We start from the raw sequence: 23,226 nt of genomic DNA, 5'->3' as shown, positions 1-23,226 counted from the left end.
CGGGTCAGCTCAGCAGGGCGACCAGCGCCGCGCGCTGGGTTTCGTCCAGGAACGGACCGACGCCGGCCTTCAGGTTGTCGGCCTGGTGGCGGGGCTTGGACGTGGCCGGGATCACCACGTTCACCGCCGGATGCGCCAGCACGAACTTGAGGAACAACTGCGCCCACGAATCGGCGCCGGCCTCGGCGGCCCAGTCCGGCAGCGGCCGGCCCTTCACCTGCGCGAACAGCCGGCCATCCTCGAACGCGCGGTTGATGATCACCGCGGTTCCGAGCTCCTGCGCCAGCGGCAACACTTCTCGCTCGGCGCCGCGCGACACCGGCGAGTAGTTGATCTGGACGAAATCGGGCTTCAGCCGGCGCATCGCCGCCGCGAGTTCGGCCTGGGCATGTTCCTGGTAATGGGTCAGCCCGGAGTAACGCACCTTGCCCTGCTGCTTCAGCTCCTCGATCAGCGCGAACTGGGTATCGGTGTCGCGCAGGTTGTGCACCTGCAGCAGCTCGACCTTGTCGGTGTGCAGGTCGCGCAACGAGCCGTTGAACTGCGCCAGGCCCTCGTCGCGTCCGGTCACGCCGGATAGCTTGGTGGCGAGGAACAGTTTCCCGCGCGCGTCGGCGGCGGCCACCAGGTCGCCGAGCACGGGCTCGGAGCTGCCGTAGGTCGGTGCGGTGTCGATCAGCGTCGCACCGGAGGCGACGAACAGGCGAAGCGCTTCCTGCAGCGGTTCGCGCGCGGCCATGTCGTCGCCGACGTCGAGACTGCCTGACGTGCCCATGCCGATCACCGGCAACGATTCGCCGGTGCGCGGAATCGGTCGCGTCGCCAGCGAGCCCGGTGCCGGTGCCGCCGGAGGTGGGGGAGCCGCGCCTCCGTCCGGGGGGCGGGGCGCATCCTGGCTGCAGGCGACCAGCGGCGACAGGGCGAGTCCGCCGGCGGCGAGCGAGGCGACGGTGAGGAAATCTCGGCGACTGGTCATGGCACGACCTCGTGGCAGGGATGGAAACCGCAGCTTGGGCAAGACTGCGTCAACGTTGTGCAGCCATACAGTGCCGATCGGCATGGCCGCTGTGATGGCGCGCACGCACAGGGCCCCGCAATCCGGGCGCGGCGGCGCCGCCGCCGCTCTCAGCGCTGCCGCAGCATCCCGATCAGCGCGGTGGCGGCGGCCGGATTGCGCGCCTTGGCCGCACTGATGAAGTAGATGAACACTTCGCGCGGCGCGTCGCCGCCCGTTTCCAGGGGCGCTTCGACGTGGGGCAGGTCGGACGGGTCGCCGCCGCGCGCCCACTGGTGCGCACGTTGGCCCCATTGCCGCAGCGCGGGTTCGGGATAGCCGGAATCGATCGAGGCCTGCGACCGCATCAGCCGCGCGTAGACGAAACTGCCGGTGAGATCGGCCAGCGAAGGGTACTGCTCGGAATCGGTGAACACGGTGGCGATTCCGCGCTCGCGCGCAAGCTTCAGGTAGGCCGGGTCGCGAAAGCTGTCGTGGCGGACCTCCAGCGCGTGACGGAGTGGTCGGCCGTCCAGTGCGTCGTGCAGGGCGTCGAGGAAGGCGGCCAGATCGTCGGGATCGAACACGCGCTGGGGTGCCAGCTGCCACAGGATCGGACCGAGCCGGTCGCCGAACTCGGCCAGGCCACCGTCGACGAATGCCCGCGCCTGGCCTCCGGCACGCGCGAGAGGACCGCCGTGGGTGACCCGCTTGGGCGCCTTCAGCGAGAACACGAAGCCATCCGGCGTCTCAGCCGCCCACTTGGCGTAGGTCGCAGGTTTCTGCGCGCCGTAGAACGTGCCGTTGATCTCGATGGCGCTCAGCTGGCGGCTGGCGTATTCAAGCTCGCGGCGCTGCACCAGCCCTTTCGGATAGAAATTGTCGCGCCATGGCGCGAAGGTCCAGCCGCCGATGCCGACGCGGATGCCGTGGATCGCCGGCGTCGCCGATGTTCCGCCGCCGTCGGTGGTCGTGAACAGGTCCAATCGCGTCTCCTGCGTGTGCGGTCCAGGGTTGCGCTCGACGGGCTCGCCCGTCCGCCGGACGCGGCGAGAAGCCGCGGCCGGATGCGGTTCAACGTATCGGCTCGTCCAGCAACAACTGGCGTGCGAAGCGCACCGGCGGCGAGCCGAACGACAGCAGCTTGTCGTGGTAGGCCTTCAGATCGAATGCCTCGCCCTCGCGCTCTTCGACCTCGCGGCGGAGGTCCAGGTGCTCGCTGTAGCCGACATAGTAGGTGGACAGCTGCGCGGAGGTCAGCTGAGCGCGTTCCCATTTGCCGGCCGCCTCGCGCTCCTGCTGGAAGGTGGTGACCGTCATCAGCTCCATCGCCTCCTCGCGGGTCATCCCGTCCACGTGGATGGCCTGGTCCAGCAGCGCGTTGGCCATCGCGCGCAGGTTCCACTTGCGGTTGATCAGCTGCATCAGCGGATCCTCGTCCATGTAGCCGGCGTCGGCCATGACCTTTTCCGCGTACATCGCCCAGCCCTCGATGAACGGACCGGAGCCAAGCACCGCGCGCAGGGTCGACGGATACTTGTTGGAGTGCGCGAGTTGCAGGAAGTGGCCCGGCATCGCCTCGTGGATGCTCAGCTCGTGGATGGAACGGGTGTTGTACTCGCGCAGGAACGAATCGACCTGCGCCTGGGTCCAGTCGTCGGGAATCGGCGAGACCGCGTAGAAAGTGTCCAGTTCCTTGTCGAGCGGACCGGGCGAATCGCAGTAGGCGACGGTGACGCCGCGCTGGAACTCGGGCATCAGGATGATCTTGACCGGCGTGTCCGGCAGGGTGACGAGATCCTTCTCGCGGACGAAGGCGGTCGCCTGCTCGGTGCTGCGGGTCGCGACCTCGACCACCTCGTCGCGGGCCGGACGGTCGGCATAGGCAAGCTCGAGTGCCGCCTCGATCACCTGCTGCTGCTGTTCGGGCGTGGGAGCGTCGGGCATCGCCACCGGCGCGCCGTCGCGCCCTCGCAGCACGCCACGGGCGATCCCGTACATCTCGGCGCGGGTTCTTTCGATGTCGGCCTCGACCCGGGTGCGGATCTCCTGGCGCGACAGCGGCGAGTTCAACGCGAACGCCAGCTTCTCGTCGTACAGCGTCTCGCCGATGCGGAAGTCGCCCTTGGCGTTCGGCACCAGGGTCTGGTCCAGCCAGGTCTGATGCTCTTCGACTGCCTTGCGCAGCGTTGCGACGGCTGCATCGAGCTGCTTGCGATCCTCGCCCTTGAGCCGGCCGGCGTGGGGCAGGATCAGTCCATCGACCAGGCTGAGGATGCCGGCATTCTGCGCGGCCACCTTGTCGGCATGGATCCGCGGCACCCGCGCCGGATCGAGGTTCTGGCGCATCTGCGTGAACAGGGTCGGGATCTGCTGCATGCGGGCGGTCGCAGACTTCAGCCGCTGCGGCATCGGTGCGAAGTCGCGCGCCATCAGCCCGTACAGCGCACTGCCGGCGAGCTGGCTGTAGATCTGCGGATCCCACGCCCAGCTCTGCAGCGTTTCGCCGCTCCAGATGTCGTAGCGCAGCTGGTTGCGCAGGATCGCCGCATCGACCTGGTTCTCGCGCGACAGTGCCGAGGTGTCGATGGTGTCGAGCTGGGTCAGGATCCTGCGCTGGAACTCCAGCGCACGCGTGCGGCCGCCCTGGCTGAGGTCGTCGATGCGGTCGTCGTAGCGGTGGTCGCCGATCTGGGTGGCGGCGACCGGCGACAGCTCCATCGACTTCTCCAGCCACTGTCCGGCCAGTTCCTGGAACGCCGCATCGGCCACGGCGGTGGCGGCGGCATCGGTCGCCATCGGCGCGCCTTCCGGCGTCTGCGAGGGACCGGGCTGGCAGGCGGCGAGCGCGAATGCGAGCAGGCTCGGAACAAGCAGGGCGGCGGCGATCGGGGACGGGCGCATGAGAGACTCCGGACGTGGTGCAGAGCGCAGGCGTCAAGCATACCGTTCGCGTGCGCGAGGTGGCGGCATGCCGCGCCGACCGTGCCATTGGTGGGTTTGACGGGTCCGGCGGCACCCGCAAGAATCCGGACGGTATCGGTCGGCGTCCCGCCCGGCTGCTGCGGAGAACGTCTTGCATCGCCGCGATTTCCTCATCCTCGGTGGGCTGGGCGCATGCGGGCTCGCCCTGCCCGGGCTCGGCGGCAGGGCGGTCGCGGCCGAGACCTTCGCTGCGACGCTGGAGCCGGCCTTCAAGAAGGGGATCGCCGACGCGGCCCTGTCGGCCGCCGTCGAAGCGGGCGCCGAGTACTGCGACGTGCGCATTGGCCGCTACCTGCGGCAGGCGCTGATGACCCGCGAGGACAAGGTCGAGAATGTCGTCAACACCGAATCCACCGGCGCCGGCGTGCGGGTGCTGGTCGATGGCGCCTGGGGCTTCGCTGCGACCCACGTGTTGTCCGGGGATGGTGTGGTCCAGGCGGTCCGGCAGGCGCTGGCGATCGCGCGGGCCAACGCCGGGATCCAGCGCGAGCCGGTGCGGTTGGCGCCGGTGAAGGGCGTCGGTGAGGTGTCCTGGCGCACGCCGATCCGTCGCAACGCGATGACCGTGCCGGTGGCCGAGAAGGCTGCACTGCTGCTGGACGTGAACGCGGCGGCGATGAACGCCGGCGCGGACTTCATCGCCTCGCGCCTGTTCCTGGTCAACGAACAGAAATACTTCGCCAGCACCGACGGTTCCTACATCGATCAGGACGTGCACCGCATCTGGGCGCCGTTCACCGTCACCGCGGTCGACAAGGCCAGCGGCAGGTTCCGCACCCGCGACGGCCTGTCGCCGCCGATGGGAATGGGTTACGAGTTCATGGATGCCGATCCGGACGGACAGGTGCAGTTGCCGGGAGACCTGGTCGCCTACGCCCGCTCCTACGACATGCGGGCGGACGCGGTCGCCGCGGCAAGGCAGGCACGCGAGAAACTGAAGGCGCCGTCGGTCAAGCCCGGTCGCTACGATCTGGTGCTGGATCCGTCCCATCTGTTCCTGACCATCCACGAAAACGTCGGCCATCCACTGGAGCTGGACCGCGTGCTCGGCTACGAGGCCAACTACGCCGGCACCAGCTTCGCGACCCTCGACAAGCGCGAGTCCGGCTACCGCTACGGCAGCGGGCGGGTGAACTTCTTCGCCGATCGCGTCCAGCCCGGAAGCCTCGGAGCGGTCGGCTACGACGACGAAGGCGTGAAGACGAAACGCTGGGACCTGGTCCGTGACGGCGTGCTGGTCGATTACCAGTGCACCCGCGATCAGGCCCACATCCTCGGCAAGAGCGAGTCCGACGGCTGCAGCTACGCGGACTCATGGGCCAGCGTGCAGTTCCAGCGCATGCCGAACGTGTCGCTGGCGCCGGGACGGGAGGAACTGAGCGTGGCCGGGATGATCCGCGACGTGGAGCGCGGCATCTACATCCACGGGCGCGGCTCCTATTCGATCGACCAGCAGCGCTACAATGCGCAGTTCGGCGGGCAGCTGTTCTACGAGATCAGGAACGGCGAGATCGCCGGCATGATCGAGGACGTCGCCTACCAGATACGCACTCCGGAGTTCTGGGGCGCGTGCTCGGCGATCTGCGACGAACGCGACTTCCGCTTCGGCGGTTCGTTCTTCGACGGCAAGGGCCAGCCGCCGCAGGTGTCGGCGGTCTCGCACGGCGCCGCCACTGCGCGCTTCGACGGCATCAGCGTGATCAACACCGCGCGCAGCCTGGGTTGACCCGCTGCGGTCGCACCGTTCGTGCCGGAAGCTCGCGCGTCCATGACAAAAGTCATTTGACGCCCCTGCAGGCGGGGGCAAGAATCGGGACGTTGTGCGTGGTCCGGCCACGCGAACGCCCGCCTCCATCCCCGCTGCCCGGCCCTCGCGCCGGCGGCACCCTTTCGGGAGAGCTGCCTTGCAACGACGCGACTTTCTGGCCCTGAGCGGCCTTGGACTCGGCGGACTGGTACTGCCGGCCTGGCTCGGCAAGGCGATCGCCGCCGAGGAACTGACCACCGTCTTCGATCCCGCGCTGAAGAAGGGACTGGCCGACGCCGCGCTGGATGCGGCCACCGGCGCGGGCGCGAGCTACTGCGACGTCCGCATCGGGCGCTACCTGCGACAGTTCGTGATCACCCGCGAGGACAAGGTCCAGAACGTGGTCAACACCGAGTCGACCGGCGTCGGCGTGCGCGTGATTGCCGGCGGCAGCTGGGGTTTCGCGGCGACCAACTCGCTGACCGCGGAGGGCGCCGCCGAGGCGGCCCGGCAGGCGGTGGCGATCGCCAAGGCCAACGCGAAGGTCCAGCGCGAGCCGGTACGGCTGGCGCCGGTGAAGGGCGTCGGCGAGGTGTCCTGGCGAACGCCGATCCGCCGAAACTCCATGGAGGTGCCGGTCAAGGACAAGGTCGAGCTGCTGCTGGACGTCAACGCCGCCGCGATGTCCGCCGGCGCCAGCTTCGTCAACTCGATGCTGTTCCTGGTCAACGAGCAGAAGTATTTCGCCAGCACCGACGGCTCCTACATCGACCAGGACGTGCACCGTATCTGGACGCCGATGACGGTCACCGCGATCGACAAGGACAGCGGCAAGTTCCGCACCCGCGACGGCCTGTCCTCGCCGATGGGCATGGGCTTCGAATACCTGGACGGCGATGCTTCCGGCAAGGTGGTCTCGCCCAACGGCGTGGTCAATTACGGCATGTCGTACGACATGCGCGAGGATGCGATCGCGGCAGCGAAGCAGGCGCGCGAGAAGCTGAAGGCGCCGTCGGTCAAGCCCGGCCGCTACGACCTGGTGCTGGACCCGTCGCATACCTGGCTGACGATCCACGAATCGATCGGCCACCCGCTGGAGCTCGACCGCGTGCTCGGCTACGAGGCCAACTACGCCGGCACCAGCTTCGCCACGCTCGACAAGCGCGAGCAGCGCTTCCAGTACGGCAGCGACAAGGTCAACGTGTTCGCCGACAAGACCCAGCCTGGCAGTCTCGGCGCGGTCGCGTACGACGACGAGGGCGTCAAGTGCAAGCGCTGGGACCTGATCAGGGAAGGCAGGCTGGTCGACTACCAGACCATCCGCGACCAGGCGCACATCCTCGGCAAGACCGAATCCGACGGCTGCTGTTACGCGGACTCGTGGTCGAGCGTGCAGTTCCAGCGCATGCCGAACGTGTCGCTGGCCGCCGGCAAGGAAAAGCTGAGCGTGGCGGAGATGATCGGCGACGTCGAGAACGGCATCTACATCATCGGCGACGGCTCCTTCTCGATCGACCAGCAGCGCTACAACGCGCAATTCGGCGGGCAGCTGTTCTACGAGATCAGGAACGGCGAGATCGCCGGCATGATCGAGGACGTCGCCTATCAGATCCGCACGCCGGAGTTCTGGAACGCCTGCGTGGCGATCTGCGACGAGAGCGACTACCGCCTCGGTGGTTCGTTCTTCGACGGCAAGGGCCAGCCCAGCCAGGTGTCGGCGGTCTCGCACGGTTCGGCGACCGCGCGCTTCAACGGCATCAACGTGATCAACACCGCCCGCTCGCTCGGCTGACCGGCTCCAGGAGAACATCAGACCATGACCATCTTCACCGAAGAGAAAGCCAAGGCCATCCTGGACAAGGTGATCGCCCTGTCGAAGGCCGACGAGTGCACCGCGACGCTCGCCGGGGCGACCGAAGGCAACATCCGGTTCGCTCTCAACAGCGTGTCGACCAGCGGGATCGTGGCTGACGTCGAACTGGCCGTGCAGGTCGCGTTCGGCAAGCGCGTCGGCGTCGCCACGATCAACGAGTTCGACGATGCCGCGCTGGAGCGTGTGGTGCGGCGCGCCGAGGACCTGGCCCGGCTCGCGCCCGAGAATCCGGAGTTCATGCCGGCGATCGGCAAGCAGCAGTACAGGCCCAGCCGGACCTGGAGCGAATCCACCGCGGCGATCACGCCGGAATTCCGTGCCCAGGTGGCCGCGGATTCGATCGGCCCTTGCCGGGAGGAGGATCTGGTCGCCGCCGGCTTCCTGGTCGATTCCAGGCGCTTCGTCGCCTTCGCCAACAGCAACGGCAATTTCGGGTACCAGAAGGGCACCGGTTTCAATTACACCTGCACCGTCCGCACCGAGGACGGCCAGGGGTCGGGGTGGGTCGGCCGCAGCGTAAGGGATGCCAGTGAATTCGATGCCGACCGCGACGTGCGGGTGGCGATGCGCAAGGCCAGCGCTTCGGCGCAGGCCAAGGCGCTGGAGCCCGGCAAGTACACGGTGATCCTGGAGCCGGCGGCGGTCGCCGGTCTGGTGTCCTTCATGATGAATTTCTTCGACGCCCGCGCCGCCGACGAGGGGCGCAGCTTCCTTTCCAGGCAGGGCGGCGGCAACAAGCTCGGCGAGCAGGTCTACGATCCGCGCGTGAACGTCATCGCCGATCCCTGGAGCGACGAGGCGCCGGTGATGCCATGGGACGAGGAAGGCCTGCCGCGCGAGCGCATGCCGATCATCGAGAACGGCAAGGTGGTGGCCCTCAATTATTCGCGCTACTGGGCGAAGGAGAAGGGCAAGCGCGCGGTCGGCCAGCCCGGCAACCTGCTGATGGCCGGCGGCGACAAGTCCACCGCCGAACTGATCGCCGGTACCGACCGCGGCATCCTGGTCACCCGCACCTGGTACATCCGCATGGTCGATCCCCAGACCGTGCTGCTGACAGGCCTGACCCGCGACGGCACCTTCTACATCGAGAATGGCGAGATCAGGCATCCGGTGAAGAACTTCCGCTTCAACGAGTCGCCGGTGATCATGCTCAACAACATCGACGAGCTCGGTCGGCCGGTGCGGGTGGCGGGCGACGAGTCCAGCCTGGTGATGCTGCTGCCGCCGATGAGGCTGCGCGACTTCACCTTCACCTCGCTCTCCGACGCGGTGTGACGATGGCACCCGCAGGGACATGAACCGCGCCGGGTTCCTGCGGCTGCTGGCAGGCGGCATCGCCGGCGCGTGGCTGGCGACGCCGCTTCGCGTGGCGTCCGCGGCGGTCGGCTACGATTTCTGGTTCACCCGTCTGCGCTACGATTCCGGCGACTGGGACGTGGACGCGCGGATGCCGTCCAACCTGATCACCTCGCTGATCGACTACACGGGCCTGCGCGTCGATCCGGAGGAGCACGTGGTCGACCTGGCCGATCCGAAGATGCTGCTCGCGCCGTTCTGCTACCTGGCCGGGCACAAGCTGGTCGATTTCAATCCCGCCGAGCGGCGCAATTTCGAGCGCTACGTGCGCAACGGCGGCTTCGTCTTCGTCGACGACTGCAACCACGACATCGACGGCCTGTTCGCGAAGTCGTTCGAGCGGCAGATGCATTCGATCTTCGGTCCCGATGCCCTGCGCAGGCTGCCGAACGATCATGCGCTCTACCGCAGCTTTTTCCGGTTCCCGGACGGTCCGCCGGCGACCGGCTTCGAGCTCAACGGCTGGGGCGACGACCTCGTCCACGACTATCTGAAGGGCATCGAGATCGACGGCCGGCTCGGCGTGCTCTACAGCAACAAGGACTACGGCTGCGAATGGGACTACGACTGGCGCAACAAGCGCTTCCTGGCCGAGGACAACACGAAGTTCGCGGTCAACATCGTCATGTATGCGTTGACGGCATGACAGGGCAGTCTTCCGCTTTTCCATGAGTGCCAGCCGATCATCCGGAAGCCGGTGGCCATCCCGTTGCGCGGTGCTGCGCAACAGGGATGTTGCGGAAGAACCAGCATGGCCGTGTTCACGGCGTATCGCGCAAAGGGATGGCGCCGGCTTCCCCGCAGGAACTGAACTCCCCCCATGAACGACATCACCGAATCCGACATCCAGACCCGTATCGCCGGGCTCGACAAGCTGCGCGACGCGATCGCCCGTGCCATCGTCGGCCAGGCCGAGGTCGTCGAGCAACTGCTGGTCGGTCTGCTCGCCGGCGGCCATTGCCTGCTCGAGGGCGTGCCGGGTCTCGGCAAGACCCTGCTGGTACGCACGCTGGGCCGGGCGATGCGGCTGCAGTTCCGACGCGTGCAGTTCACCCCGGACCTGATGCCCAGCGACCTGCTCGGTACCGAGCTGCTTGAAGAGGACCACGGCACCGGCCACCGTCGTTTCCGTTTCCAGCGCGGACCGGTGTTCACCAACCTGCTGCTGGCCGACGAGCTCAACCGTACTCCGCCCAAGACCCAGGCCGCGTTGCTGGAGGCGATGCAGGAGCACACGGTCAGCTATGCCGGCACGACCCACGAGTTGCCGGCGCCGTTCTTCGTGCTGGCGACGCAGAACCCGATCGAACAGGCCGGTACCTATCCGTTGCCCGAAGCCCAGCTGGATCGCTTCCTGCTGCAGATACGGGTCGACTATCCGGACGAAGACGAGGAGCGCGCGATCCTGGAGCAGACCACCGGATCCCATGTCGTCGAGGTGCCGCAGGTGATGGATGGCGAGCAGGTGCTCGCACTGCAGGCGATGGTGCGCGAGGTGCATGTCGGCGACGACCTGATGCGCTGGATCAACCGCCTGGTCCGCGCGACACGTCCGGCGGAGGATGCACCGGAGACGGTCAGGCGCTTCGTGCGATGGGGTGCCGGCCCGCGCGCGGGCCAGTCGCTGGTACTGGCGTCGAAGGCGCGCGCGCTGCTGCACGGCAGGCTGGCCGCGACCCGCGAGGACGTCGCCGCGCTGGCCGCGCCGGTGATGCGGCACCGGTTGCTGCTGTCGTTCGCGGCGGAGGCCGAGCAGGTGACCGCCGACGAGGTGGTCGCCGCGTTGCTGCGCGACTTGCCGCTGCCCGCCGCCTGAACCGGTGATCGCGGTGCAGCAGCCGGTGCCACAGCTGATTCCGCCGCAGTTGCGTGCCCGGCTGCGCGAGCTGCGGATCGTGCCGCGCCGCGCCGCGGGCGCACGCGGACTGGGCATGCATGCCAGCCGCAGCCGCGGCAGCGGCCTGGAGTTCTCGCAGTACCGGCCCTACGAACAGGGCGACGAACCGCGCCAGATCGACTGGAAGCTGTATGCGCGCAGCGACCGTTTCTTCGTCCGCGAGGCCGAACGCGAGAGCCCGCTCACCGTGTGGCTGCTGCTGGACGCCAGCGCGTCGATGGGACAGGCCGACGAGACCGCGCCGGAGCGCACCCGCATGCATGCTGCCCGTGGATTGGCCGCCTGCATCGCCGAGATCGCGCTGCAGCAGCACGACAGCAGCGGCCTGGTCGTGCTGCACGAGGACGGCATCCGGCTGGTACCGCCCGGCTCCGGTCCGCGTCATCGCGACCGGCTGCAGTGGGTCCTGCACGAAACCGCCGCCGGCGGCCGCTTCCCGGATGCGGAGCGGTTGCTGCCGGTGTGGGAGCGCATCGCCGTGGACGACATGGTCGTGCTGATCGGCGACTGCCTGGACGGGGATGGCATCGCGCTGGCCGAACGGTTCGCGGCGGCCGGTCGCGAGGTGCTGGCGATCCGGCTGTTGACGGTCGCCGAACGCGATTTTCCGTTCCGCGACGGTCGCCGGTTCCGCGATCCGGAAACCGGCGAGGAACTGCTCGGCGACGGCCCCGCGCTGCGCGAGGAGTTCCTGCGGCGTTTCGGTGCGGCGCGCCGTGAGACGAAGGCGCGGTTCGACGCTGCCGGGATCCGCCATGTCGAGCACACGCTGGACCAGCCGCTGGAGTTGCCGCTGCGACGCCTGTTCGGCCGCAGTGCCCACGAGGGCAGGCACCGCTGATGCCGTTCGGTCTGCTGCTGCCTGCCGCGCTGGCCGCATTGGCGGCGTTGCTGATGCCGCTGCTGATCCATCTGGCGCGGCGCAACGAGCAGCGTCCGGTCGAGTTCGCGGCGCTGCGCTGGCTACGGCGACGGCCCCGGCCACGCCAGCGCATCCGCTTCGAGGAATGGCCGCTGCTGCTGGTGCGTCTGTTGCTGCTGACGCTGATCGCGCTGTGGCTGGCGCGGCCGGTGCTGCACGGCGAGCAGGCGCGCACTCCGTGGACGGTGGTGATTCCGGGCGTCGATCCGGCACGGCTGCCGGCGACCGGCGACGAACGCGAGCGGATCCGCTGGCTGGCTCCGGGATTCCCCGGGATCGGACAGCCTGCACCGGAACGGTCGCCTGCGTTCGCGAGCCTGCTGCGACAGCTCGATGCCGAGTTGCCGGCCGACGCGGCGCTTACCGTGCTCGTGCCACAGCGGTTGGAGCATGCCGACGCGCAGTTGCCGGTGCTGTCGCGCGAGGTCGAATGGCAGGTGGTGCCGGGCGCGATGCCGGCGCCGCCCGCCGTCGCGGTCGCACCGCCCGCACTGCACATGGTCGCAGCCGACCCCGGGATGCCCGCGTTGCGCTACCTGCGCGCGGCCGCACACGCCTGGCGATCCGGGTCGACGGATGCGTCCGTGGCGATGGACGTCGTCGCGCCCGCGCAGTTGCGTCTGCCCGAAGAGGGTGTGCTGGTCTGGCTGGTGCCGGGCGAGCTGCCGGCGCCGGTGCGGGACTGGGTCGTCGATGGCGGTACCGCCTTGCTCGATGTGCAGACCCTGGCCGGCGATGCGCCGGCCCCGGTGCGGGCGGCAACGATCGTCTGGCACGACGGACAAGGCGCGCCGTTGCTGGAAAGTGCGGCGCTGGGGCGCGGCCGGTTGCTGCGCCTGACCCGCACGATGTCGCCGGCGGCGATGCCGCAACTGCTCGATCCCGGCTTTCCCGCACGCCTGCGCGAGTCGCTGTGGCCGCCGGCTCCGCCTGCCCGCGTCGAGGCGCGGGCGTACGCTCCGCTTACGGGAGCGACGGCCTATCCGCAACCGCCGCGGGAACTGCGGCCATGGTGGGCGGTGCTGATCGCGCTGGTCCTGCTGGTCGAGCGCTGGCTGGCGACCTCGCGTCGCCGTGAAGCGCGGCAATGAGCGGCGCCATCGGCATGGACGGCGTGCTTCGGCAGCGTTGGCGCGCGGTCAGACGCCGGGTGTTCGTCGATGCCCTGGCGGTCGCGCTGCCGATCGTGTGCGCGGTCGCGGTCGTCGGCTGGCGTGTGGGCGGGATACGCTTCGCGCTTCTGGCCGGGGCGACGGCGAGTGCGCTTGCGCTGCTTGCCGCGGTATCGCGGATGCGCCGCTTCGATGCGCGGTGGCTGCAGCGGCGGCTGGATGCGCAGGAACCCGCGATGGAGGACAGCGCCGGGCTGCTGTTCGCCGACCCCGCCGCGCTCGGCCCGCTGCAGCGCCTGCAACGCGCCCGGTTGCGGGAGCGTGTCGGTGCCGCGCCGGATCTGCGGCCGGCATGGTCGCGGCGGGCGACGGGGTTGGCGTGGGGGACCGCGGCGCTGTGCGTCGTGGGCGTGTGGCTGTGGCCGGGTGGCGGAACCATGAGGCAAGGCGACGTCCCGCCGGTGGCGGAGGCGCGCGGCGATGGCGTCCCACATCGGGTCGCGCAACGCCTGGCGATCTCTCCGCCTGCCTACACCGGGTTGCCGGAACGGGAGATCGACGCTCTCGATGCCCGGGCCCAGCAGGGGTCGAGACTGCGCTGGGCGCTGCGCTTCGAACCGCAGCCGGCGTCGGTCGCGCTGGAATTCCACGATGGCAGCCGCATCGAGATGCGGCGCGAACGCGACGAATGGATCGCCGATCATCTGCTGGAACGCTCGGCCCTGTACCGGGTCCTGCCGGCCGGCGCGCCGACGCAGCCGCTGCCGCCGCTGAACCGGCTCGACGCGATCCCGGACCGGCCGCCGCAGGTGCGGGTGCTGGAACCGGAGACCGGCCTGAGCATGATGAAGCCGGGCCAGCGCGGCTGGTCGGTCGTCTTCGAGGCCAGCGACGACCATGGCATCGACGCCGATGCCCGCCTGCACGTCACCGTCGCCCGCGGCAGCGGGGAGCAGATCACGTTCGAGGAAAGCACGCGGAGCCTGCGCGGAAGCGGCGAGCGCAGCCGCAAGCGCTACCAGGCGAGCATCGACTTGGCCGGATTGGCGCTGGCCTGGGGCGAGGATCTGGTCGTGCAGCTGGAGGTGCGCGACAACCGCCGGCCCGGGCCGCAGTCCGCGCGCAGCGCCAGCCTGATCCTGCGCAGGCCGCCGCAACCCGTGCCGGATGTCGGCGGCCTGGAAGGATTGGCGCGGCAGGTGCTGCCGGCGTACTTCCGCAGCCAGCGGCAGATCATCATCGATGCCGAGGCGCTGTTGAAGGAGAAACCATCGCTGTCAGCCGAGCGCTTCCTCGATCGTTCCGATGCGCTCGGCGTCGATCAGCGCCTGCTGCGGCTGCGCTATGGCCGATTTCTCGGCGAGGAGAGCGAAGGCGCAGGGCATCCGCCGCCGACCCATGACGCGGAGGATGCCCCGCCGTCCGCGCCGCTGCTGCCGATCGACGATTTCGGCCAGGCCCCGCGTGCCGCGGCCGAGGACAGGGACGCCGATGGGCATGCGGATAGCAGGGACGACGACCGCGACCATGACGAAGCCGGACATGACCACGACGGGCATGGCCACGGCGGACGCACCGGTGACGCGGTGTTCGGCAGCGCCGGCGATGTCCTGGCCGAGTTCGGGCATACCCACGACCTGCCGGAAGCCGCGACCCTGCTGGACCCGAAGACCCGCGAGATCCTGCGCAGTGCGCTGCGCGAGATGTGGCAGTCGGAACTGGGCCTGAGACAGGGACAGCCGAAGCAGGCGCTGCCGTACGCCTACCGTGCATTGGAGCTGATCAAGCAGGTGCAGCAGGCCGACCGCATCTATCTGGCGCGGGTAGGGTCGGAGCTGCCGCCGATCGACGAGGGCCGCCGGCTCAGCGGCGACCGCGCCGGCATCGCCCGTCGCGCGTTGCCGGCCGCGGGCGCACGGGTGCCGGACGACGTGCCGGCACAGGTCTGGCGTGTGTTGGCCGACGTGCCACGCGACGATGCCGACGCGACCGATCCCGGTGCACGGACGTCGGGTCAGCCCGATCTCGACGCGCTCGAGGCCTGGCTGGCACGCCATGGCGGGCGCCTGGACGATCCGCTGGCCCTGGTCGCGGCCATCGACGTGCTGCGCAACGATCCGCAATGTGGCGACTGCCGCGACGATCTACGCCGCCTGTTGTGGAGCGCGATGTCGCGTCCGCCCGCCGCAGTGTCCCGGCGCGATGGCATCGACGGCGAAGGCGAACGTTATCTCGATGCGCTGGGAGAGCCGTCGCGATGAACATCGATTTGACCAATGAAGGCCTGGCCCAGGGGGGGCTCGTCGCGTTGCTGGCGCTTGCGGTCGTCATCGCGTGGGCGCGACTGCTGTCGCGGCAATGGCGCGGACCCGCGCGGTCGCACGGCTGGCGGCTCGCGTTGCTGCTGGCGCTGCAGCCGCTGTGTGCGTTGCTGTTGTATCGCACCCTCGTGCCGCCGCCCGTCGCCGTCCGCAGCGGTACGCTGACCGTGCTCACCGCGGGAGCCAGCCGCGTGCAGCTGGCCACGTCCGAACAGGGCGAGGTGCTGGTGGCACTGCCGGAGGTGCCGGTGTTCGGCGATGCCGAAGCGGTACCCGATCTCGCTACCGCGCTGCGGCGTCATCCCGGAACCGCACGCATCCACGTGGTCGGCGCAGGACTCGACGCGCGCGACCTGACCGCCGTGGAAGGCTTTCCCCTGGTGTTCGATCCGGCGCCGCTGCCGACCGGCGTGACCGGGCTGTGGTTGCCGGATGAAGTCGCCGCCGGCGACGTCTTCACGGTGTCCGGACGCGTGAATGGGGTCGAGGGAGGCAGCGTCGAACTGATCGATCCGGCCGGACAGCGGGTGGATGACACCGGGTTGGAGGAGGATGGTGCCTTCACGCTGGATGCGACGGTCCGCGCCCCGGGCATCGCAACGTTCGCCCTGCGCGTGCGCGACGCTGCCGGAGAGCCCGTCGAGACACTCGACGTGCCGTTGTCGATCGCCGACGCGCCGGCACCGCGCGTGCTGCTCATGGCGGGCGCCCCGAATCCCGAACTGCGCGCGCTGCGCCGCTGGGCCGAGGATGCCGGCATGGCGCTGCATGCCCAGTTGGCGGTCGGCGGCGGCGTGCAGTTGGGCGATCCGCCGTCGCCGATGGACGCGGAAACCCTGCGCGGCTTCGATCTGGTCGTGCTCGACGAGCGTGCCTGGGCGTCGCTGGGTGAAACCAGGCGGACGTCCCTGCTTGCCGCGGTGCGCGAAGGGCTGGGCGTGCTGTTGCGCGCGACCGGGCCGTTGTCGCGGCAGACCCGGGAACAGTTGGCTGCGCTGGGCCTCCCGGTATCGGCCGGCACTGGCACCGTCGCGCTGGCGTTGCCGCACTCCGAAGGCCTGGACGAAGCCACTTTGCGCGCCCGTCTCGGCAACGGCAGCGAGGATGCGCCGCTGGACGTGGAGCTCGCCGCCGCACCGCCGCCACGGCTGCTGCGCCGGGACCTCCGCATTGGCACGGACGCCGCGGTCCCGGTGAGCGGCATCGCTGGTTCGCCCTGGCTGTACTGGCGCGCCGAAGGGCGCGGCCGCATCGGCATCACCACGCTGGTCGACAGCTACCGGTTGCCGCTGTCCGGCCGCGGCGACCTGCATGGCGAGCTGTGGAGCACGGCCTTCGCAACGGTCGCACGCGCCGCCGGCATGCCGCCGCGCTTCGAGGCCGACCCGCGCGAGGGCGTCCGCACCCGCATCTGCGCGGTCGCCGACGACGCCATGGCAGTCGCGCCCGACGGCACCGCGACGCCGCTGCTGATCGACCCGCTCGCCGGTCCCGGCCGTTGCGCCGGATACTGGCCGCGGACCCCGGGCTGGCACCGGCTGCGGCAGGGTGCCGACAGCTGGCCGTTCTTCGTCCGTGCGGCCGGGGCCGCCCCTGGCCTGCGTGCCGCCGAACGGCGCGACCGCACCCTGCAACGGGTCGGGGACGTGGTGCTTCCGCCAGCAGCGACGCGGGACACCGGCGCCACTGCGGCGCGTCGCGGCGCGTCCTGGCCCTGGTTCCTGGCCTGGGTTGCCTCGATCGCCGCGTTGTGGGGGCTGGAGCGCTGGCGGCGCGGCATCCGGATGACCGGATGAGGGACCGGCTGGGATAGTCTTGGCGCGGTCCCTTCATCAGGAAACGCAACGGATGCACTTCTCTCGAGACCGTCGTCGAATGCCCGTCATGCCGGTTCGCGCGACCGGCGGGTTGCTGTTCGTTGCGGCGTTGGCCGTATCGCTGCTGGCCGCCTGTTCCGACCCGTATGCCCAGCATCAATCCGCCGCTGCGTCGGGCCCGGCGATGGAAATGAAGGCCGCGCCCACCGATGCCGGTGGCGGTGCGACCGGGGCGATGCTCGCCTACGAGCACCATATCGCGGTCCGCCTGCCGGTCGAGGAGATCGCGCCGCGGCACGCGGCCGTGCAGGCGGCATGCCGGGAGCGCCGGTTTGGCGAATGCGTGCTGCTCAACATCAGCCAGCAGGGCGGCGATCATCCGTCCGCCAGTGTCACCGTGCGTATCGTGCCGTCCGGGGTCGAGCCGATGATCGCGATGGCCGGCGAGGGCGCCGAATTCGGCAGCCGCAGCACCCATGCAGAGGACCTGGCGGTGGTGGTTCGCGACAATGCGCTGGAGCAGGACCGGCTGCGTACCGAACTGCAGCGCCTGCAGGAATTCCAGCAGCGGCGAGACCTTGCCGTCGCCGACATGATCGCGCTGGCCGAGCGGATGGCGGCGACACGGGCGCGGCTGGACGCCGCCGAACGCGAGGGCGCGCAGCATCGCCGCCGCATCGATACCCAGCTGTTGACCCTGGCCTTCAGCCCGACCGGCGGGCAGGCCGGGCGCAACGAGATCGTGCAGGCGGTGCGCGATTTCGGCGCGACCCTGTCGATGGGGACCGCGTGGACCATCCGCGCGTTGGCGTTCCTGATTCCGCTGGGAGTGCTGTTGGCGATCGCGGTGGCTCTGGTGCGACGCTGGCGCCGCCGCGCGCGGCTGCGAAGAAGCGCCTGAGCCTGCAATGTGCCCGCCTGTGCACGGGATCGTCGACGAGTTCCCGTGACAACGGAGCCGCTGCGAAGGGGGGCGAATCCCGCGGGCCTGTTTCCTAGCGCTCCTCTTCGACCTCGAACTCGACCAGCACGTCGAGCTCGGACGCCAGCGCATCGACCGCGCGGCGGACGCGATTGGCCGAATAGGCGTTGGACACCTCCACCTCCAGCTCGTGCACCCCGGGTCCCTGGTCGTCGGGCAGGCCGGCCGAGCTCGAATCGGGGTCGTCCATGTGCGGCATGAGATCGGCGATTTCCTCGATATGGTCGACGCCCTCCAGGCTGGACAGGAGATTGGCGATCGCGCGGGCGCGGTCGTCGTTGCCGGTCACGCGCAGCCGCAGCAGGGGCATGTTCGGGACTCCGGTTGGCCTGGGCTCAGGCTAGGCGGGCGGCAGCTAAGGTCGCGTGATGGCAGTGCCGTCGCCGGTCGTGACGTGGCGACTGTCACGCCGCGCTAAGGCGCCTGGGCTAAGTTGTCGCGCATGAACGCCGAACACGACAAGCCGCCGCCGGCTTCGGTCACTCTCCGTCCGCTGGAGCGGGACGACCTGCATTTCGTCCATACGCTGAACAACAACCGCAGCGTGATGGCGTACTGGTTCGAGGAACCCTACGAGTCCTTCGTCGAACTCGAGGAGCTGTACCGCAAGCACATCCACGACCAGTCGGAGCGGCGCTTCATCATCGAGAACGACCAGCGCCAGAGGGTCGGCCTGGTCGAGCTGGTCGAGATCGACCACCTGCACCGTCGCGCCGAATTCCTGATCATGGTCTCGCCCGAATCGCAGGGACGCGGCTACGCGCGCGCGGCGACCCTGCGCGCGATCAACTACGCGTTCCGCGTGCTGAACCTGTACAAGCTCTACCTGCTGGTCGACGTCGACAACGCCAAGGCGATCCACGTCTACGAAAGCGTCGGCTTCCGGCGCGAGGGCGTGCTGGTCGACGAGTACTTCAGCGACGGCCGCTATCACAGCGTGATCCGCATGGCCCTGTTCCAGCACCAGGCGCTGGGCCGCGACGAAGTCCGCCGCGACGCCTGAGCCGGCTATGCCGGGTCGGGCATCCGCGTCGGGATCGGCACATTGCACAGGTCGATGTGCCCGGCCGGGCGCTTGTAGAAGTCGTCGCGGCGGTTGCGGCGGGCCTCGACCAGTTCGTCGAACAGCGGCGTGTCGGTGCGCAGCACCTGCAGCGGCGAGCGCTCCGCCACGGGCAGCTCGGAGGCCAGCGTGATCGAGCGGATCGGCACGTACTGCGCAGGGTCCTCGTAGAAGCCCAGCGGACCGCTGCCGCGCGGCAGCACCGACAGCCGTTCCATGCCGTCGATCACCCGGCCGACCACGGTGATGTTGCGGTCGAGCTGGCGCGGCGACTGGCCGATCACCACGTACAGCTCGCTGCCGTCGCTGGAGTCGGGCTCGAGATTGCGGCCCGCGCCGACCGCACCGTAGCAGTGGGCCATCCATGCCTGGTCTTCGCCGGTGTCGCGGCCGGCGGGGAAGCCGTCGGCGAAGCCGACTTCGGCCGCCCAGCCGTCGGCGTCGGGCAGCGGATGGAAATCCAGCCCCCGGCTGCCGCGGCTGAACTCGGCCGGCAGCTTCGCCCTGGCCGAGCCCAGCGGCTTGCCGTCCTCGTCCTCGCCGCGCGGATCGCCCCACTGCACGACGAAGTTGTCCTGGGAGCGCTTGATCGCCATGCCGTTCCAGTAGCCCTCGCGCGCGAAGGTACGGATGTTGCCGACGTGTTCGGGCGCGAACGCGGGGGCCAGCTCGATGATCACCCGACCGCTTTCCAGCTCCATGTACAGGGTGTTGGCCGGATCCGGCGTGCGCCAGTCCGATGGTTTCGCGGCATCGATGATCTCCTGCATCGTGCGCGGCTTGCCCGCGTCCGGTTCGGCGGCCGGGGCCGGCGGCGTGACGGCGCCAAGCAGGGCGGCGAGGGGCAGGACGAGCGCGGCACGGATCGGGTCTGGCACGGGTGGCTCCCTTCTGGGTGGTGGGACGGCGGCGGATCGACGGTCCCGATTCTGCCTGATCCGCCGACGCCGGTGCCGGATCCGGCGCTCGGCCCGGCCGCGAACCGGCGGGGCATGACTAGAAGCACATTTGCTATAGAGAACTGAATACTAGTATCCACTTCAAGCTAGTGAATGCATCCGTGCCCCGATCCGGCCCTGGAGCCCACCGATGACCGATCTCGAACTCCAGTTGCGCAAGTTCCACAAGGAGCTCAGCACCGGCACGGTCTCGCTGACCCTGCTCGCGGTGCTGGCCGCGGCCGGGGAGCCGATGTACGGCTACCAGATCGCCAAGCGGCTCGAACGCGAAGGCGAGGGCGTGCTCAGCGGCAAGCAGAGCGCGTTGTATCCGGTGCTGCGCAACCTCGGTGCCGCCGGCCTGCTCGACAGCTTCGTCGAGCCGTCCGTGGCCGGGCCGCCGCGGCGCTACTACCGCATCACCGGCGCCGGGCGCGAAGCCCTGCGCGACTGGGCCGCCGCCTGGCGCGCGACCCGCGATTCCGTCGATTCCGTCCTGGGGGAGCTGTCCGAATGAACGCCAACACCGTACCCGTCTCCGGTCTGCCGACCACGATCCCGGAATACCTGGCGCAGCTGCGTGCGGCGCTGAAGGGCGCCGACCCCGCGATGATCCAGGACGCGCTGTACGACGCCGAGGAATACCTGCGTTCGGAGATGGCCGAACAGCCGGGCAGGCCCGAGGCCGAGGTGATCGCCGCGGTCGCCGGCAGCTACGGTGCGCCGGAGGAGGTTGCCGAGATCTATCGCGACACCGAGGTCAAGGTGCAGACCGCGCTGCGGCCGCCGACGCCACCGCAGCGCCGTTCCGCGCTGGGGCGGTTCTTCGGTGTCGCCGCCGATGCGCGGACCTACGGCGCGCTGTTCTACATGCTGCTGGCGGTCGCGACCGGCATCTTCTATTTCACCTGGGTGGTGACCGGTTTCTCGGTATCGCTGGGCCTGTCGATCACGATCGTCGGCATTCCTCTGCTGATCCTGTTCTTCGGCTCGGTGCGGGTGCTGTCGCTGGTCGAAGGCCGGATCGTCGAGGTGATGCTGGGCGAACGGATGCCGCGCCGGCCGCTGTACAGCGTGCGTGGACGTACGGTCTGGCAGCGGATCGGCGACATGTTCACCGACCCGCGCACCTGGAGCACGCTGCTGTACATGCTGCTGATGCTGCCGCTGGGCATCGCCTACTTCACGCTCGCGGTGACGTTGCTGAGCGTGTCTCTGACCTTGCTGATCACGCCGCTGGCGCTGCTGCCCGGGATCGAGCTGGACGTCTGGCTGGCCGGGATCGACGTAGCGACGGACGCGCCGTGGCTGCTGCCGTTGCTGAGCGTGCTCGGCATACTGCTGCTGTTCGTCACCCTGCACGTCGCACGCGGCATCGGTTACCTGCACGGGCAGCTGGCCAAGCACCTGCTGGTGAAGGGCTCGCAGCACGCCTGAGTGGCGTCGGCGTCCATGCGTGGCAGGAGGCGGATTCGACGTTTCCGCACTGTGGCGGGGTTAACAGAAGTGACGCGCGAACCCCTCTAGGGTGACGCGGCGGATACGACTCCGCGTTTCCAGAACATCCAAGGAGAACAGATCATGCGTCGCATCAGGATCGTTGCCGTTGCATTGGCTGTGGGGCTGCTGGCCGCCTATTCGTTCAGCGCCACCGCGAGCTGGCAGGGCACCTGGAACTACTACGACGAGGAAGGCGTGCTGGTCGGGCAGTGGACCGCCGGCTGTGGCGAGCTCGACGGCAGCTGGGGCGTGAAGACCGAGAACCGGAGCTTCACCCAGGGCTGCTACGTCGATATGTGAGGCGGCGGGTTTCCGCTGTCCGGGGGCCCCGCCGACGCGGGGCTTTTCTGTGCGCGCTCGTCCGGCGAACCCCGGAGCCCGGACAGGCGTTGCCGTCGTGCACGCCACCACTGGGCCGCCAGCCGGCGGGCCTGCAGCAGGCCGGGGCCCGGATCGTCGAAACGGAAGGCATGCAGATGCCCGGTGCACCACTGCCGCAGCGCCCGCGACAACGGAATCCGCGTGCCGGCCGGTGCATGCAGCACCGCCTGGATGTCGCCGGCAAGGCTGATGCAGCCGACTCCGCTGCGGTAGTCGCGACCGGCCACGACCACCGGTAGCCCGAGCGCGTCCCGCCAGGCCATTTCGCAGACGTTGACCCCGCAGCGGGCGGCGAACTCGACGTACCACCAGGCGCGCGTGTTGATTTCCAGCAGGCGGTAACGGCCGTCGCGAGGATCGCGCTTGAACTCGGCGCTGAAGATGCCGCGGTAGTGCGTCGCGTCGAGCAGGCGCTCCAGTTCCTCCGCGGCGGCGCCCATGCCGGCCAGCGGCGTACTCTCGCAGTACGAGCTGTTGCCGAAGTCCGGCGGGTGGATCCGGTACCGGCGCCGTGCGAACAACCCGGTCAGGCGGCCATGGCGGTCGCGGAAGCCGTCGATGAAGTAGTGCTGGTCGGCCCCGCCGGGGATGTACTCCTGCGCGATCATCTCGAATCCCTGCGCATGCAGCCGCGTCCACAGCGCCCTGCAGGCCGCACGGTCGCCGGGCCATAGCGCCTTGTGGCCGGTCGCCTTGGAGAACCGCTGCGAGTCGATCGGCTTCAGGAACACCCGGTCGAGCCGCTCGAATGGAATACGGTCGATATCCCCGACGCGGTCGATCGCGAACGTGGCCGGGTGGGCCACGCCGTTGTCGCGCAGGCACTCGGCCAGCCGGCGCTTGTCCTGCAGCATCCGCAACGTCGCCAGCGGACTGGTCGAGGCGGGAAAGCGTCGGGCCAGCGCGCTGCCGGCGAGCCCGGCGACCCACAGCGCGGCGTCGTCGGCACCCGGGACCAGTACCGCGCGCGCGAGTCCGACCGCATCCAGCGCACTGTCCTGGCTGCCGTCGATCTCACCGTTCCAGGCCGGTCCCGGCGGCGGTGCGTACCAGCGCGAGCGGGTGACCAGGTCGTCGGCCGGGCAGGCCACATGGGTCCGGACGCCGGCCATCGCCAGTGCCCGCAGCGTGCCCAGGCCGGTGAAGCCGCGGGCGACCACGATCGCCGGCGGCGCCGCATCGCCCGTCCCGGCACGCGTCCGTTCCGCCGCTGCTGCAGCGCGTTCCTGTGGCCCGATGTCCCCCATGACATCGGAAACAACGCGGCGGGGATGCGGATGCGGTCAACCGCCGGACCGCGGTGGCGCAGGTTTGCAGGCCGATGCGGGCAGCATG

The 23,226-nt window shown here is 69.6% G+C and carries 20 protein-coding genes; 14 read left to right on the top strand and 6 right to left on the bottom strand.

The genetic code is table 11. The features are described from left to right. Nucleotides 1-4: 4 nt before the first annotated feature. From L3V18_RS05310 to L3V18_RS05300, 3 genes are all read right to left on the bottom strand, one after another. On the bottom strand, nt 5-976 hold the full coding sequence (locus tag L3V18_RS05310; RefSeq protein ID WP_237053592.1) for an aldo/keto reductase: 972 nt from the start codon (nt 974-976) through the stop codon (nt 5-7). 149 nt (nt 977-1,125) lie between these two features. Then, nucleotides 1,126-1,980 carry a DUF72 domain-containing protein gene (locus L3V18_RS05305; protein WP_237053591.1) on the bottom strand — a complete coding sequence of 285 codons (855 nt, stop codon included), beginning with the start codon at nt 1,978-1,980 and terminating at the stop codon, nt 1,126-1,128. 88 nt (nt 1,981-2,068) lie between these two features. Further along, complete coding sequence (locus L3V18_RS05300) at nt 2,069-3,883, bottom strand: DUF885 domain-containing protein (protein WP_237053714.1); 1,815 nt, start codon at nt 3,881-3,883, stop codon at nt 2,069-2,071. Nucleotides 3,884-4,070: 187 nt separating this feature from the next. Between L3V18_RS05300 and L3V18_RS05295 the strand changes: the two genes are divergently transcribed. The 10 genes from L3V18_RS05295 (at nt 4,071) to L3V18_RS05250 (ending at nt 17,928) form a co-directional block, all read left to right on the top strand. Then, a complete protein-coding gene (locus tag L3V18_RS05295) occupies nt 4,071-5,705 on the top strand; it encodes a TldD/PmbA family protein (protein ID WP_237053590.1) in 1,635 nt (544 codons plus the stop codon). A gap of 178 nt (nt 5,706-5,883) precedes the next feature. Next, entirely contained in the window at nt 5,884-7,518 is a 1,635-nt protein-coding gene (locus L3V18_RS05290; protein WP_237053589.1) for a TldD/PmbA family protein, read from the top strand. 24 nt (nt 7,519-7,542) lie between these two features. Then, entirely contained in the window at nt 7,543-8,877 is a 1,335-nt protein-coding gene (locus L3V18_RS05285) for a TldD/PmbA family protein (protein WP_237053588.1), read from the top strand. A 19-nt stretch (nt 8,878-8,896) separates the two neighbouring features. Next, nucleotides 8,897-9,604 carry a DUF4159 domain-containing protein gene (locus tag L3V18_RS05280; protein WP_237053587.1) on the top strand — a complete coding sequence of 236 codons (708 nt, stop codon included), beginning with the start codon at nt 8,897-8,899 and terminating at the stop codon, nt 9,602-9,604. Between the two features lie 174 nt (nt 9,605-9,778). Beyond that, nucleotides 9,779-10,774, top strand: a complete 996-nt coding sequence (locus L3V18_RS05275) for an AAA family ATPase (protein WP_237053586.1) — start codon at nt 9,779-9,781, stop codon at nt 10,772-10,774. Nucleotides 10,775-10,787: 13 nt separating this feature from the next. Next, nucleotides 10,788-11,696, top strand: a complete 909-nt coding sequence (locus L3V18_RS05270) for a DUF58 domain-containing protein (protein ID WP_237053713.1) — start codon at nt 10,788-10,790, stop codon at nt 11,694-11,696. Then, complete coding sequence (locus L3V18_RS05265; protein ID WP_237053585.1) at nt 11,696-12,868, top strand: BatA domain-containing protein; 1,173 nt, start codon at nt 11,696-11,698, stop codon at nt 12,866-12,868. The genes L3V18_RS05270 and L3V18_RS05265 overlap by 1 nt, the downstream gene beginning before the upstream one ends. Further along, on the top strand, nt 12,865-15,150 hold the full coding sequence (locus L3V18_RS05260; RefSeq protein ID WP_237053584.1) for a DUF4175 domain-containing protein: 2,286 nt from the start codon (nt 12,865-12,867) through the stop codon (nt 15,148-15,150). Before L3V18_RS05265 ends, L3V18_RS05260 begins: the two co-directional genes overlap by 4 nt. Next, the gene (locus L3V18_RS05255; RefSeq protein WP_237053583.1) at nt 15,147-17,006 is read left to right on the top strand and encodes a carboxypeptidase regulatory-like domain-containing protein; all 1,860 of its coding nucleotides are present in this window, start codon (nt 15,147-15,149) and stop codon (nt 17,004-17,006) included. Before L3V18_RS05260 ends, L3V18_RS05255 begins: the two co-directional genes overlap by 4 nt. 88 nt (nt 17,007-17,094) lie before the next feature. Then, nucleotides 17,095-17,928: a DUF4349 domain-containing protein gene (locus L3V18_RS05250; protein WP_237053582.1), complete on the top strand. Its 834-nt coding sequence runs from the start codon at nt 17,095-17,097 to the stop codon at nt 17,926-17,928. Nucleotides 17,929-18,022: 94 nt separating this feature from the next. Here L3V18_RS05250 and L3V18_RS05245 read toward each other — a convergent pair whose 3' ends face one another. Continuing rightward, entirely contained in the window at nt 18,023-18,319 is a 297-nt protein-coding gene (locus L3V18_RS05245; RefSeq protein WP_237053581.1) for a hypothetical protein, read from the bottom strand. Nucleotides 18,320-18,451: 132 nt separating this feature from the next. On the opposite strand from L3V18_RS05245, the gene speG reads away from it, so the two are divergent. After that, nucleotides 18,452-19,012, top strand: coding sequence for a spermidine N1-acetyltransferase (gene speG, locus L3V18_RS05240; RefSeq protein WP_237053580.1), 561 nt, complete (start codon nt 18,452-18,454; stop codon nt 19,010-19,012). Nucleotides 19,013-19,017: 5 nt separating this feature from the next. Here the strand turns inward: speG and L3V18_RS05235 are convergent, their stop codons facing one another. Continuing rightward, nucleotides 19,018-19,950 (bottom strand): peptidylprolyl isomerase, encoded by a 933-nt coding sequence (locus L3V18_RS05235; protein WP_425493463.1) that lies wholly within the window; start codon nt 19,948-19,950, stop codon nt 19,018-19,020. A 211-nt stretch (nt 19,951-20,161) separates the two neighbouring features. Here L3V18_RS05235 and L3V18_RS05230 point away from each other — a divergent pair, with 211 nt between their 5' ends. The 3 genes from L3V18_RS05230 to L3V18_RS05220 all read left to right on the top strand — a co-directional run bounded on the left by L3V18_RS05230 (nt 20,162) and on the right by L3V18_RS05220 (nt 21,810). Further along, nucleotides 20,162-20,527 carry a PadR family transcriptional regulator gene (locus L3V18_RS05230; protein ID WP_237053579.1) on the top strand — a complete coding sequence of 122 codons (366 nt, stop codon included), beginning with the start codon at nt 20,162-20,164 and terminating at the stop codon, nt 20,525-20,527. Beyond that, nucleotides 20,524-21,447, top strand: a complete 924-nt coding sequence (locus L3V18_RS05225; RefSeq protein WP_237053578.1) for a sensor domain-containing protein — start codon at nt 20,524-20,526, stop codon at nt 21,445-21,447. The genes L3V18_RS05230 and L3V18_RS05225 overlap by 4 nt, the downstream gene beginning before the upstream one ends. 144 nt (nt 21,448-21,591) lie before the next feature. Further along, nucleotides 21,592-21,810: a DUF6289 family protein gene (locus L3V18_RS05220; protein ID WP_237053577.1), complete on the top strand. Its 219-nt coding sequence runs from the start codon at nt 21,592-21,594 to the stop codon at nt 21,808-21,810. Here the strand turns inward: L3V18_RS05220 and L3V18_RS05215 are convergent. After that, a complete protein-coding gene (locus tag L3V18_RS05215; RefSeq protein WP_237053576.1) occupies nt 21,795-23,138 on the bottom strand; it encodes a carboxylate--amine ligase in 1,344 nt (447 codons plus the stop codon). The two genes, L3V18_RS05220 and L3V18_RS05215, sit on opposite strands and share 16 nt — an antisense overlap. Between the last annotated feature and the right edge of the window lie 88 nt (nt 23,139-23,226).

The organism is Marilutibacter chinensis, from assembly GCF_021725675.1.
Taxonomy (GTDB): domain Bacteria; phylum Pseudomonadota; class Gammaproteobacteria; order Xanthomonadales; family Xanthomonadaceae; genus Marilutibacter; species Marilutibacter chinensis.
This window is presented reverse-complemented; position numbering and strand designations above follow the sequence as displayed.

Coding starts and splice junctions, on each gene's coding strand:
- speG (WP_237053580.1), top strand. CDS start 18,452: ATGAACGCCGAACACGACAAGCCGCCGCCGGCTTCGGTCACTCTCCGT.
- L3V18_RS05255 (WP_237053583.1), top strand. CDS start 15,147: ATGAACATCGATTTGACCAATGAAGGCCTGGCCCAGGGGGGGCTCGTC.
- L3V18_RS05215 (WP_237053576.1), bottom strand. CDS start 23,138: ATGGGGGACATCGGGCCACAGGAACGCGCTGCAGCAGCGGCGGAACGG.
- L3V18_RS05225 (WP_237053578.1), top strand. CDS start 20,524: ATGAACGCCAACACCGTACCCGTCTCCGGTCTGCCGACCACGATCCCG.
- L3V18_RS05250 (WP_237053582.1), top strand. CDS start 17,095: ATGCCGGTTCGCGCGACCGGCGGGTTGCTGTTCGTTGCGGCGTTGGCC.
- L3V18_RS05265 (WP_237053585.1), top strand. CDS start 11,696: ATGCCGTTCGGTCTGCTGCTGCCTGCCGCGCTGGCCGCATTGGCGGCG.
- L3V18_RS05245 (WP_237053581.1), bottom strand. CDS start 18,319: ATGCCCCTGCTGCGGCTGCGCGTGACCGGCAACGACGACCGCGCCCGC.
- L3V18_RS05280 (WP_237053587.1), top strand. CDS start 8,897: ATGAACCGCGCCGGGTTCCTGCGGCTGCTGGCAGGCGGCATCGCCGGC.
- L3V18_RS05230 (WP_237053579.1), top strand. CDS start 20,162: ATGACCGATCTCGAACTCCAGTTGCGCAAGTTCCACAAGGAGCTCAGC.
- L3V18_RS05260 (WP_237053584.1), top strand. CDS start 12,865: ATGAGCGGCGCCATCGGCATGGACGGCGTGCTTCGGCAGCGTTGGCGC.
- L3V18_RS05220 (WP_237053577.1), top strand. CDS start 21,592: ATGCGTCGCATCAGGATCGTTGCCGTTGCATTGGCTGTGGGGCTGCTG.
- L3V18_RS05285 (WP_237053588.1), top strand. CDS start 7,543: ATGACCATCTTCACCGAAGAGAAAGCCAAGGCCATCCTGGACAAGGTG.
- L3V18_RS05275 (WP_237053586.1), top strand. CDS start 9,779: ATGAACGACATCACCGAATCCGACATCCAGACCCGTATCGCCGGGCTC.
- L3V18_RS05310 (WP_237053592.1), bottom strand. CDS start 976: ATGACCAGTCGCCGAGATTTCCTCACCGTCGCCTCGCTCGCCGCCGGC.